Origin of the sequence: Escherichia sp. MOD1-EC5433 (assembly GCF_002966005.1) — a bacterium.
Taxonomy (GTDB): Bacteria; Pseudomonadota; Gammaproteobacteria; order Enterobacterales; family Enterobacteriaceae; genus Escherichia; species Escherichia ruysiae.
The window spans coordinates 139,307-150,687 of the sequence record NZ_PTRL01000008.1; the positions used below are offsets into that span (position 1 = coordinate 139,307).

The 11,381-nt window shown below is 51.3% G+C and carries 13 protein-coding genes and 1 pseudogene; 4 read left to right on the forward strand and 10 right to left on the reverse strand.

What is annotated here, in order from left to right; translation table 11 throughout:
- Nucleotides 1-113 precede the first annotated feature (113 nt).
- Nucleotides 114-806, forward strand: coding sequence for a two-component system response regulator TorR (gene torR, locus C3D30_RS16645; protein ID WP_001120129.1), 693 nt, complete (start codon nucleotides 114-116; stop codon nucleotides 804-806).
- On the opposite strand, the gene torT is transcribed toward torR, so the two are convergent.
- The gene (torT, locus tag C3D30_RS16650) at nucleotides 779-1,807 is read right to left on the reverse strand and encodes a TMAO reductase system periplasmic protein TorT (protein ID WP_001264945.1); all 1,029 of its coding nucleotides are present in this window, start codon (nucleotides 1,805-1,807) and stop codon (nucleotides 779-781) included. The genes torR and torT overlap by 28 nt on opposite strands.
- Nucleotides 1,808-1,888: 81 nt before the next feature.
- Between torT and torS the strand changes: the two genes are divergently transcribed.
- Together torS and C3D30_RS16660 are read left to right on the forward strand one after the other, a co-directional pair.
- Nucleotides 1,889-4,633 carry a TMAO reductase system sensor histidine kinase/response regulator TorS gene (gene torS, locus C3D30_RS16655; RefSeq protein WP_105287169.1) on the forward strand — a complete coding sequence of 915 codons (2,745 nt, stop codon included), beginning with the start codon at nucleotides 1,889-1,891 and terminating at the stop codon, nucleotides 4,631-4,633.
- Between the two features lie 71 nt (nucleotides 4,634-4,704).
- A complete protein-coding gene (locus C3D30_RS16660; RefSeq protein WP_105287146.1) occupies nucleotides 4,705-5,778 on the forward strand; it encodes a 4Fe-4S binding protein in 1,074 nt (357 codons plus the stop codon).
- Between the two features lie 48 nt (nucleotides 5,779-5,826).
- On the opposite strand, the gene C3D30_RS16665 is transcribed toward C3D30_RS16660, so the two are convergent.
- The 5 genes and pseudogenes from C3D30_RS16665 to cspG form a co-directional block, all read right to left on the reverse strand.
- Nucleotides 5,827-6,000 carry a GnsA/GnsB family addiction module toxin gene (locus C3D30_RS16665; RefSeq protein ID WP_001019202.1) on the reverse strand — a complete coding sequence of 58 codons (174 nt, stop codon included), beginning with the start codon at nucleotides 5,998-6,000 and terminating at the stop codon, nucleotides 5,827-5,829.
- On the reverse strand, nucleotides 5,990-6,040 hold the full coding sequence (locus C3D30_RS20780) for a hypothetical protein (protein WP_135486412.1): 51 nt from the start codon (nucleotides 6,038-6,040) through the stop codon (nucleotides 5,990-5,992). The genes C3D30_RS16665 and C3D30_RS20780 overlap by 11 nt, the downstream gene beginning before the upstream one ends.
- Nucleotides 6,019-6,217 (reverse strand): annotated as a pseudogene (locus C3D30_RS20535) (protein YmcE). Before C3D30_RS20535 ends, C3D30_RS20780 begins: the two are co-directional and overlap by 22 nt.
- Entirely contained in the window at nucleotides 6,192-6,380 is a 189-nt protein-coding gene (gene ymcF, locus C3D30_RS16670) for a cold shock small protein YmcF (RefSeq protein WP_071524879.1), read from the reverse strand. The pseudogene C3D30_RS20535 and the gene ymcF overlap by 26 nt, the downstream one beginning before the upstream one ends.
- Before the next feature lie 10 nt (nucleotides 6,381-6,390).
- Entirely contained in the window at nucleotides 6,391-6,603 is a 213-nt protein-coding gene (cspG, locus tag C3D30_RS16675; protein ID WP_000066493.1) for a cold shock protein CspG, read from the reverse strand.
- 285 nt (nucleotides 6,604-6,888) lie between these two features.
- Between cspG and cspH the strand changes: the two genes are divergently transcribed.
- Nucleotides 6,889-7,101, forward strand: coding sequence for a cold shock-like protein CspH (gene cspH / locus C3D30_RS16680; protein ID WP_000087759.1), 213 nt, complete (start codon nucleotides 6,889-6,891; stop codon nucleotides 7,099-7,101).
- Here the strand turns inward: cspH and C3D30_RS16685 are convergent.
- The 4 genes from C3D30_RS16685 to appC all read right to left on the reverse strand — a co-directional run bounded on the left by C3D30_RS16685 (nucleotide 7,089) and on the right by appC (nucleotide 11,285).
- Nucleotides 7,089-8,399, reverse strand: coding sequence for an AppA family phytase/histidine-type acid phosphatase (locus tag C3D30_RS16685; protein WP_024191095.1), 1,311 nt, complete (start codon nucleotides 8,397-8,399; stop codon nucleotides 7,089-7,091). The two genes, cspH and C3D30_RS16685, sit on opposite strands and share 13 nt — an antisense overlap.
- A gap of 87 nt (nucleotides 8,400-8,486) precedes the next feature.
- Nucleotides 8,487-8,579 carry a cytochrome bd-II oxidase subunit CbdX gene (gene cbdX, locus C3D30_RS16690; RefSeq protein WP_000270308.1) on the reverse strand — a complete coding sequence of 31 codons (93 nt, stop codon included), beginning with the start codon at nucleotides 8,577-8,579 and terminating at the stop codon, nucleotides 8,487-8,489.
- 13 nt (nucleotides 8,580-8,592) lie between these two features.
- Entirely contained in the window at nucleotides 8,593-9,729 is a 1,137-nt protein-coding gene (gene appB, locus C3D30_RS16695; protein ID WP_105287147.1) for a cytochrome d ubiquinol oxidase subunit II, read from the reverse strand.
- A gap of 11 nt (nucleotides 9,730-9,740) precedes the next feature.
- Complete coding sequence (gene appC, locus C3D30_RS16700) at nucleotides 9,741-11,285, reverse strand: cytochrome bd-II oxidase subunit 1 (protein ID WP_000263591.1); 1,545 nt, start codon at nucleotides 11,283-11,285, stop codon at nucleotides 9,741-9,743.
- Between the last annotated feature and the right edge of the window lie 96 nt (nucleotides 11,286-11,381).

Genomic DNA, 11,381 nt, shown 5'->3' on the forward strand with positions numbered 1-11,381 from the left:
TTATGGTTTAGTGAAGCGATCTTAATGAGCAAATATGAACAGCGGCACTGGTCAGGATGAACGGCTTACGGCAGAATATGAACAGATATGAACAGAATGAGTAAAACCCTCTGATGCCACATCATATTGTTATTGTTGAAGATGAGCCGGTTACCCAGGCGCGATTACAAACCTACTTCACTCAGGAGGGGTATACCGTTTCCGTTACGGCGAGCGGTGCCGGACTGCGGGAAATTATGCAGAATCAGCCAGTGGATTTGATTCTGCTGGATATCAATTTGCCCGATGAAAATGGCCTGATGTTAACCCGCGCCCTGCGAGAACGCTCAACGGTGGGGATTATTCTGGTGACCGGACGCAGCGATCGGATTGACCGTATTGTTGGGCTGGAAATGGGCGCAGACGATTACGTCACCAAACCGCTGGAACTGCGCGAACTGGTGGTACGAGTGAAAAATTTGCTCTGGCGAATCGACCTCGCGCGACAGGCGCAACCGCACACTCAGGACAACTGCTATCGCTTTGCCGGTTATTGCCTGAATGTGTCGCGCCATACGCTGGAGCGGGATGGCGAGCCGATTAAACTGACCCGCGCAGAGTATGAAATGCTGGTGGCGTTTGTGACCAATCCCGGCGAAATTCTCAGCCGTGAACGTCTGCTGCGTATGCTCTCTGCGCGTCGGGTGGAAAACCCTGACCTGCGCACCGTCGATGTGTTAATTCGTCGTTTACGCCATAAACTCAGCGCGGATTTACTGGTGACGCAACATGGCGAAGGTTATTTCTTAGCCGCTGATGTGTGCTGATAAAAATAGACCGGACGAAATCCCCCTGGCGACAGCGAGCGGCGGATATGTTCACGGTCAGCATTTTTCGGCGTCAGAACTAAAATCGGTGGGCTGACATTATCAGACACCGATTGTCCCTGTAATTGCCTGATAGCCTGCTCGACCGCCAGTTCCCCCTGCCAGACCATTTGATCGCTGGCAGCCATAATCACTCTTCCCCGCTTCAGCCCGCGATACACCTGATGTGAAAGATAAAACGACACCACGGTAAGCGGCGTTTTCAGGTTGCGCCCTTCGCCCATTGCCGCCTCTGCCGCAATGGCCGTTCCGGCAACGACGTCGATTTCTGGATGGCGCTCCAGCATCTCCTGCAACAGGTTGCGCTGGATTTCAATATCGTTGTCACCTAGCGCAATATCAACAATACGTACCGGACTTCCGGTAATGGCTGTGCGGAATCCCTCGACCATCTCCTTACTGCCCCCTGCGTTATCGGGGCCAGGCATCAACAGTACGTTCAGTGGTTTTCCGTGGCTCCATTGCACCAGATATCGCCCTGGCTGATAACCCATCTGAAACCAGGGCACGCCAACGCGGCTTTTTATCTGTGAGCCGTCAATGGCATTCACCAGTTCGATCACTGGCAGACTTGCTACCAGCTTTTGCAGATCGGGAAATGACGTTGTACTGCTGCCGAGCAAAATTGCCTCTGCGCCCCATTGTTTACACTGGTCGATTTGCGCCTGCTGGGTAGCTAACTGACTGTAACCGCCTGCCTCCAGCACTTTTAAATCCACACCGTAGCGGCGAGCGGCCTCCTGCATTCCATAGTTCAACGATAACCAGTATGAATCTTTCAGGCTGGGGTAAAGCGCACACAGTTTCCATGCGCGTTTGGCTTTAAGCGGCATAGAGGCTTGCACCATGAAATGCTGCGCATCATGCCAGCGCAACAGGTTATCAGCCGAAAATGCCGACAACATGAAAAGAGAAAGAAGTAAAAATAGCAGTACGCGCATGATAGCCTCATCAATAATAAGGCTTTATGCTAGATGCATTCCGCTTTGCGACTCAACCTTTTTCACCTTAGTGCACCGGCCGTGAATTTAACCCTGACCCGAAGACTCTGGATGGGCTTTGCCCTGATGGCGCTGTTAACCCTGACCAGTACCCTGGTGGGATGGTACAACCTGCGTTTTGTCAGCGAGGTGGAAAAAGCCAATACTCAGGCATTGATTCCTACCATGAATATGGCGCGCCAGTTGAGCGAAGCCAGCGCCTGGGAACTTTTCGCCGCGCAGAACCTGACCAGTGCCGATAACGAAAAGATGTGGCAGGCTCAGGGGCGAATGCTCACCGCACAAAGCCTGAAGATTAACGCATTGCTGCAAGCGTTACGGGAACAAGGTTTTGACACCTCCGCGATTGAACAACAGGAGCAGGAGATCTCCCGTTCGTTACGTCAACAAGGGGAGCTGGTGGGGCAGCGTTTGCAACTGCGCCAGCAACAACAGCAACTCAGTCAGCAGATTGTCGCCGCCGCCGATGAAATCACACGCCTGGCGCAAGGTCAGGCGAATAACGCTGCAACCTCCGCCGGAGCTACCCAGGCCGGGATTTACGATTTGATCGAACAACATCAGCGTCAGGCCGCAGAAAGCGCACTCGACAGGCTGATTGATATCGATCTTGAGTATGTTAACCAGATGAATGAACTGCGCCTTAGCGCCCTGCGGGTACAGCAAATGGTGATGAATCTGGGGCTGGAGCAGATCCAGAAAAATTCGTCAATGCTGGAAAATCAGCTCAATAATGCAGTGAAAATTCTGCAACGTCGGCAAATACGTGTTGAAGATCCGGGGGTTCGTGCGCAGGTCGCAACTACGTTATCTACCGTTCGCCGTTATAGCGATTTACTGGTGCTTTATCAGCAGGACAATGAAATCAGCAATCGCCTGCAAACTCTCACCCAAAATAACATCGCCCAGTTCGCGCAGTTTAGTAGCGAAGTCAGTCAGCTGGTCGACACCATTGAGCTGCGTAATCAGCACGGACTGGCGCATCTGGAAAAAGCCAGTACACGCGGGCAATACAGCCTGTTATTGCTGGGAATAGTTTCACTTTGCGCACTGATTCTGATCCTCTGGCGTGTGGTTTATCGTTCAGTCACTCGCCCACTAGCCGAACAAACGCAGGCGCTGCAACGCTTGCTGGACGGCGATATCGACTCCCCTTTCCCGGAAACCGCTGGCGTGCGGGAACTGGATACCATTGGGCGGCTGATGGATGCGTTTCGCAGCAGTGTTCATGCGCTTAATCGCCACCGCGAACAACTGGCGGCGCAGGTCAAAGCACGCACGGCCGAATTGCAGGAGCTGGTAGTAGAACACCGACAGGCACGGGCGGAAGCAGAAAAAGCCAGCCAGGCAAAATCGGCATTTCTGGCGGCGATGAGTCATGAGATCCGCACACCGCTGTACGGTATTCTCGGCACCGCGCAACTGCTGGCAGATAACCCCGCACTTAACGCCCAGCGTGATGATTTGCGGGCAATTACCGACTCTGGCGAATCGCTGCTGACCATCCTTAACGATATTCTCGATTATTCGGCTATCGAAGCAGGCGGCAAGAATGTTTCGGTCAGCGATGAACCCTTTGAACCACGCCCGCTGCTGGAAAGTACCCTGCAATTAATGAGCGGACGGGTGAAAGGTCGTCCGATTCGACTGGCAATGGAAATTGCCGATGATATACCGACCGCGTTAATGGGCGATCCGCGACGTATTCGCCAGGTTATTACCAACCTGTTGAGCAACGCCCTGCGTTTCACTGACAAGGGGCAGATTATCCTGCGCAGTCGCACTGATGGCAAGCAATGGCTGGTCGAAGTGGAAGACAGCGGCTGCGGTATTGATCCCGCGAAACTGACAGAAATCTTCCAACCATTCGTTCAGGTGAGCGGCAAACGCGGCGGCACCGGGCTGGGGCTGACTATCAGTAGCAGTCTGGCCCAGGCGATGGGTGGCGAACTGAGCGCCACCAGCACGCCGGAGGTTGGAAGCTGTTTTTGTTTACGCTTGCCGTTACGCGTTGCCACTGCACCCGTGTGCAAAACAGTCAATCAGGCTGTACGTCTGGATGGTGTACGTTTGCTGTTAATTGAAGATAACCCGCTAACCCAGCGAATTACCGTTGAGATGCTGAACACCAGTGGTGCGCAGGTCGTTGCCGTGGGAAATGCCGCGCAGGCAATAGAGACGTTGCAAAATAGCGAACCGTTTGCTGCCGCACTGGTGGATTTTGATCTGCCGGATATCGATGGAATTACCCTTGCCCGACAACTGGCACAGCAATATCCGTCGCTGGTTTTGATTGGCTTTAGCGCCCATGTCATCGACGAAACGCTACGCCAGCGAACCAGTTCGCTCTTTCGCGGGATAATCCCTAAACCGGTGCCGCGTGAAGTGCTCGGTCAGTTACTGGCGCACTATCTCCAACTGCAAACCAATAACGATCAATCGCTGGATGTATCGCAACTCCATGAAGATGCTCAGTTAATGGGGACGGAGAAGATTCGCGAATGGCTGGCATTATTTACACAACATGCCCTGCCACTTCTCGATGAAATAGACGCAGCCCGCGCCAGGCAGGACTGCGAAAAAATCAAACGTGCCGCGCACCAGCTAAAAAGCAGCTGCGCGAGTCTGGGAATGCGTAGCGCCAGCCAGCTATGCGCGCAACTGGAGCAGCAGCCATTATCTGCGCCCCTCCCACACGAAGAAATTACACGCAGTGTTGCCGCTCTGGAAACGTGGTTGAATAAGAAAGACCTGAACGCGATTTGAATCAATATCAGCCAGTTAAGAATATTTAGAATAGTGGCATTTAGTATGCAACTTAACGGGCTGGCAAAATCATGACAGAGAAAAAAAGAACCCGCTGGCAGCGGCGGCCAGGCACGACGGGCGGCAAATTACCGTGGAATGACTGGCGCAATGCCACCACCTGGCGTAAAGCGACGCAATTATTACTGTTAGCAATCAATATTTATATTGCCGTCACCTTCTGGTACTGGGTGCGCTATTACGAAACAGCAGGTAATACGGCATTTGTCGCCAGGCCGGGAGGCATCGAAGGCTGGCTACCGATTGCCGGTCTGATGAATCTGAAATACAGCCTTGAGACAGGTCAATTACCTTCCGTCCATGCCGCTGCGATGCTGTTGCTGGTCGCTTTTATCATCATCAGTCTGTTGCTGAAAAAAGCCTTTTGTTCATGGCTATGCCCGGTTGGTACGCTTTCTGAATTAATCGGCGATCTCGGGAAAAAACTGTTTGGTCGGCAATTTGCCCTTCCCCGCTGGCTGGATATTCCTCTGCGCGCAGTGAAATATTTGCTGTTGAGTTTTTTTCTCTATATCGCGTTATTGATGCCCGCTCAGGCGATTCACTATTTTATGCTATCGCCCTACAGCGTGGTGATGGACGTTAAAATGCTCGATTTCTTTCGCCATATGGGAACAGCGACGTTAATCAGCGTGATCGTTTTACTGATTGCCAGCCTGTTTATTCGCCATGCCTGGTGTCGTTATCTCTGCCCGTATGGTGCGCTGATGGGACTGGTTTCATTATTTTCGCCGTTTAAGATTCGTCGCAATGCCGAAAGTTGTATCGACTGCGGCAAATGCGCAAATAATTGTCCGTCACGGATACCTGTCGATAAATTAATCCAGGTTAGAACGGTGGAATGTACCGGCTGTATGACCTGTGTCGAGTCATGTCCGGTCGCTTCAACATTAACTTTTTCGCTGCAAAAACCTGCGGCAAATAAAAAAGCCTTTGCGTTGTCTGGCTGGTTAATGACGCTACTGGTTCTGGGGATTATGTTTGCGGTGATTGGTTATGCGATGTATGCGGGCGTATGGCAAAGCCCGGTGCCAGAAGAATTGTATCGACGCTTAATTCCGCAAGCACCAATGATTGGTCATTAAAATAGCAACAAGCGGAACATCACCTCGTGCGGGGTGATGTTCACAAAATCACATTATTTTGATTTTGACGTCATAACCTTCAAGCCCGGTCATTTTCTCCCGCGCAGTAAAGCGAATTTCAGAGACTTCTTTCCCTGTGTTCTTATTCAATTCGGCGATTTTTTGCGCAATAAACTCGGAGATTTCCGTTTCGGCTTGTTTTTTTAGCTCTTCAATATTCACTGTTAACCTCTTCTGGTCTTAAAAGACAGCAACACGCCAGCAAGGTGTTGGTTCCGATCCCCTGGTCAGGTTAGAAATGTTATAAGCCATCTGCATGAAAGATTCAATAATCAGTAGGTTATCGCTCAATATGCGTACAGGGATAAGTGCAAACAGAAGATATAAAAAAGGCTCCGCGAGGGAGCCTGATATTATTTTGTGAAATCCAGCGGCGCATGGTCAGTGCGTATTTGCAAGGCAACGTTATCAAAGGTGATCATCGTCGATTTACAGAAAATACACTTAGCGCCCAAAGGGTTTCGCTCCGTCACATCGAATGCCGATGTGCGGTACTGTGAACCATGACAACATGGACAGCGGAAATGGAGATGTTGAGTAATAACGGCAACCTTAGAGCGTAACAACGTTCGCTGCCGAGGGACCACGCTGCCCCTGCTCAATAGAAAATTCGACTTTCTGATTTTCATTCAGCGTGCGGAATTCATTGCTCTGGATGGCGGTGAAATGAACGAAAACGTCCTTGCTGCCATCATCAGGAGTGATAAAGCCAAAACCTTTATCTGCGTTAAACCATTTTACTAAACCAGTCATTTTATTAGACATATTTTACTTCCTTCATTTTGGGCCTTTCGGCAAACAGGGCTTTATTACAGAAACTACTTAGTGTTCAGGAGAGAGACTCAAAAGAAGGGGATAATGCCTGATAATGAGAACTGCTTTAGTAAACTACTTTGTATGCTGTCTGTCTTTCAAACCGACGCAGCTATTAACGCATGATAAATATGATTAAGCAAATTTTATTTTAGCCGTCCGGCGGTCTTAAATATCGCTGGCTTTATTTTATTAACCCCGTATAGTGCAGCGCAGTATTTTTAGTAAGGAATTTGTTTGTCCCGTAAAATGACAGGAATTGTCAAAACCTTTGATCGCAAAAGCGGCAAAGGATTCATCATCCCCTCCGACGGTCGTAAAGAAGTCCAGGTTCATATTTCCGCATTCAGTCCCCGCGACGCAGAAGTGCTCATCCCAGGATTACGCGTAGAATTTTGCCGCATTAATGGCCTGCGTGGACCAACAGCGGCAAATGTTTATTTATCCTGATGTAAACTACATGCCGGAATGCGCGCTTCATTCACTATTTGCGTAAAATCCGCCAGTGAACACATGCCCTGCGCGTTTCTCTCCTCACATTCTGCCAGTGTCAGTTTTACCTCTCCAGGCGGCGTTTTTAGCGATAGCGGCGTTTTATCACGCATCTGCTGCAAGGTCTGGAATACCAGCGAAACCTGAATCCATTGACTGTTATCACTTAGCCGCCGCCAGCGTTCAAATACCAGTTCACCACCCGGCGGGGTGTTATCCGGTTGGCCCGGCAGCGTCCAGTTAAGCTTCAGTGCGCCGCCGAGATTCGCCAGGTTGGTATCGTGCCCGGCAATAAACAACAGTGAAGTCGGTAGCGTAATTCCATAGATCGATTTTTGCGGGTTGTTTGGCGTCAGCGCCGTCAGAACTAAATCCAACAGCGGTGTGGCACGGCTACGAGCCACGTCAGGGGTACGTTGCAGCAAATAAAACTGCGCATTATGCAGACTTAACAAGGTGTTCCACTGATGTGAATCAGTGATTCGTCCCCAGCCAGGCTCCGGCATTCCCTGTGCTTGTTGCAGGAGAAAGATCTCCGTCAGCATGGATGCGAGGCTTACCGCACCTGTTAATGAGACGTTATCAGCACTCACCTTGAGTTCAGAGGGTAATGCCTGCGTGAACGAACAGCTTTCGTCTTGTTTCTCTCGTTTGAGGCACAGACTTGATTGCGGAAAATTGAGTACCCGCTCCAGTTCGTGAAATGCCGTTTGCCGATGATCGGTAAAATCAACGAGAGAGCCGCCTGCCCTGCTGAGAATCGCCTCAGTCACGTTCACTTTATCCAATTGGCAAACACCGGTTTTCAGGGGATTAAATAACGGATCGGGACGGGAAGTGTCTGACTGAGTATGTACGGTTATTGCACAATCGGGAGCCAGCCCGGCAGCAAAGGCTTCACCTGTTTTACGAGTGCGCTCGTCGACATCGGCAATAATCTCGACCTGCCCAGCTTTCGGGCAACCATTTTTTGCCAGTAAACCGTCAGCCACCAGGCGTTGGCGTTGGTAATGTCCGAGATAAGAGATCAGCTCACCGCCTCGTGGTGTCAGCCAACCCAGCTTCACCGGCCAGCCAGGCCAGGTGTCTGGAGTAACGTCCTGCATGAGTTGCGTAGATTTGGTGGGTGCTCGCACACCATGACGGCTGACAATCACTACACTTTCCAGCTTCAGTTCCGGCGCCCCCTGAGCAAATGCAGGTAGCGGTGTTAACGGAAGCAAAAGAGAAAAAAAGGGGATCAAAATCGCTTTCATCGCCAGGTTTCCGTTTTTCATGTTTCGCATTATTGCCTGATGCGACGCTGATGCGTCTCATCAGGCCTACGTTCGTTGTGCGTCAAATCAACCTTTCAGACGCTGTTCCAGCCATACCAACACCACGGTGGAGAGTGAACACATCAACAAAATTCCGACGAACCACAATAAATACCACATTGATCATCCCTCCTTAGTACAGCTCACTATCGTGACGGCGAAGAGTTTCAGTTGTCATGCGCCCCCACATTTTGTAGTAGCTCCATACAGTGTAGAGCAACACAATAGGCAAAAATATCAGCACAATTACTAACATAATGCTCAACGTCAGCTGACTGGAGGTGCTGTCCCACAGCGTCAGGCTGGAGATCGGACTGATGTTCGAAGGCATGACAAACGGAAACAGCGTGATACCTGCCGTGAAGATAACGCCAAATTGCATCAATGATGCCAGCAGAAATCCCCAACCGGGGCGACCACGATAAATCGCCATCACCGTCAGTAACGGGCAGAAAAAACCCAGCAGCGGGAAGATCCACAATATCGGCGATTCAGCAAAATTATTCATCCAGGCACCGGGCAGTACGGCAACCAGTTTCATTAACGGATTGGACGGGCCGTTAACATCCTGGGCAAGCAATACAAAGCCATCAATACCCACCCACAGCCAGTACCCCGCCAGCAAAAAGCACAGCATGACCAACAGCGCAGCGCGTTTGGTCGCCAGTTGCGAACGCAGGTGAATAGCACCGACTGTTTTTAGTTGTAACCAGACGCCCCCTTGCAAAATCACCATGCCCAGACTGAGCAAACCACACAGTAATGGGAACGGTGTCAGCAATTGCCAGAAAGAACCGAGGTACTCCACGCGTAATTGCGGCGTGAAGACAAACGGCACGCCAAGTAACAAATTGCCGAACGCGATACCGAAGACCACCGGCGGCACCAGACTACCGATGACCAGACCGGCATCCCACATTTTACGCCAGCGTGCATCGGCGATTTTTCCACGATAATCAAAAGCCAGCGGGCGAAAGAACAGCGAGCACAGCACCAGAATCATCGCCACGTAAAAGCCAGAAAACGCCGCTGCATAGACTCTGGGCCAGGCGGCAAATAATGCCCCGCCCGCAAGAATCAACCAGACCTGGTTGCCTTCCCAGTGCGCGCCAACGCTGTTAATCAATACCCGACGTTCATCATCATCACGTGCCACCAGCGGCAGCAGACAGCCAATCCCCATGTCAAATCCATCGGAGATCATAAAGACCACCAGGATGACGCCAATCAGCAGCCACCAGATGAAGCGCAATGTTTCATAATCAAACATGATTCTCTCCTTTACCCCTGTTGCTGCGTCGGTTGTTCACTCTGCATCGCGCTCGGCCCCAGACGGGCATATTTCTGCATCAGGTAGACTTCGGCGATTAAGAACAGGGTATAAAGCCCTACGATCATGATCAGTGAGAAAGCCAGTTGGCCCGTGGTTAATGCGGAGTGCGCGGAGTATGTCGGTAAAATGTCCTGAATCGCCCACGGCTGACGACCAAACTCGGTCATAAACCACCCGGCTTCAATGGCAATCCACGGCAGTGGCAAACTCCAGAGCGCCATTTTCAGCACCCAACGATGCTGGTCGATTTTGCCGCGCAGCGTCTGAACGAGCGCAATCAGCATTACCAGTAACAGCAGCGAACCGCAGCCCACCATGATGCGGAAACTCCAGAACACCGGCGCAACCTGTGGAATAGCGCCACGCATCGCCGCCTGATACTGCGCAGGTGTGACATGATTCATATCCGGCGCATAGCGGGAGAGCAACATGCCGTAACCGAGATCGCTTTCCAGATTACGAAACGCCTGCAGAACATGTGGCTCACGGTTGCCCTGCGAGATCTCCTGCATCAGCAGCCAGGCCATACGTCCGCGTTGCAAGCGTGGATAGGTTTCAGCCATCAAATTTTTCAGCCCCGGAACGGGCTTATCTAATGAGTGAGTGGCGAGGATCCCTAACAGTGCGGGAATTTTGATGGCAAAGGCATTACGTTCTTGATCCTGTTCCGGCCAGGCAACAAGATGGAACGGCGCAGGTGCGGGTTCGGTTTGCCACTCCCCTTCCATTGCTGCCAGTTTTACCGGCTGAACGCGTGCGACTTCATAAGCAGAACTGTCTCCAAGTTGCAGCGCGCCGATTATCGCCAGTGTGCCAAAGACCGAGCCGATGGCAAACGAACGTAGCGCAACATCACGCTCCCGTCCGCGCAGTAAATACCAGGCGCTGATCGCCATAATGAACATCGCCCCGGTCACATAACCCGCCATCACCGTATGGACAAACTTCACCTGGCTGACAGGGTTAAAAACCAGATCGCTGAAACTGGTCATCTCCATACGCAGGGTGTCGATATCGAAATGCGCGCCGGTCGGGAACTGCATCCAGCCGTTGGCATTCAAAATCCACAATGCGGAGATATTGGAACCGAATGCCACCAGCCAGGTAACCAGCAGATGCTGGTATTTATTCAGCCGTTGCCAGCCGAAGAAGAACAGCCCGACAAAGGTGGATTCGAGGAAGAAGGCCATTAATGCTTCCATCGCCAGCGGTGCGCCAAAAATGTCGCCCACATAGTTGGAATAGAATGACCAGTTAGTACCAAACTGAAACTCCATCGTCAGGCCGGTGGCCACGCCGAGAGCGAAGTTGATACCGAAGAGCTTACCCCAGAAACGCGTCATATCGCGGTAGACTGTTTTGCCGGTGACCACGTAAATGGTTTCCATGATAGCCAGCAAAAAAATCAGCCCCAGGGTAAGGGGCACGAATAAAAAGTGGTACAGCGCGGTCAGTGCAAACTGCCAGCGCGATAAGTCAATAACATCCCACATGCGAACTCCTGTAGGCGAAGAGAGGGAAATAACCCTTTAATAGTAGATCTCCCTTTTTACCCTTACAGTTTGTAGGTGGTTGTATTCGCTGATTGC

Coding starts and splice junctions, on each gene's coding strand:
- torR (WP_001120129.1), top strand. CDS start 114: ATGCCACATCATATTGTTATTGTTGAAGATGAGCCGGTTACCCAGGCG.
- appB (WP_105287147.1), bottom strand. CDS start 9,729: ATGTTTGATTATGAAACATTGCGCTTCATCTGGTGGCTGCTGATTGGC.
- C3D30_RS16685 (WP_024191095.1), bottom strand. CDS start 8,399: ATGAAAGCGATTTTGATCCCCTTTTTTTCTCTTTTGCTTCCGTTAACA.
- C3D30_RS16660 (WP_105287146.1), top strand. CDS start 4,705: ATGACAGAGAAAAAAAGAACCCGCTGGCAGCGGCGGCCAGGCACGACG.
- cbdX (WP_000270308.1), bottom strand. CDS start 8,579: ATGTGGTATTTATTGTGGTTCGTCGGAATTTTGTTGATGTGTTCACTC.
- cspG (WP_000066493.1), bottom strand. CDS start 6,603: ATGTCTAATAAAATGACTGGTTTAGTAAAATGGTTTAACGCAGATAAA.
- appC (WP_000263591.1), bottom strand. CDS start 11,285: ATGTGGGATGTTATTGACTTATCGCGCTGGCAGTTTGCACTGACCGCG.
- torT (WP_001264945.1), bottom strand. CDS start 1,807: ATGCGCGTACTGCTATTTTTACTTCTTTCTCTTTTCATGTTGTCGGCA.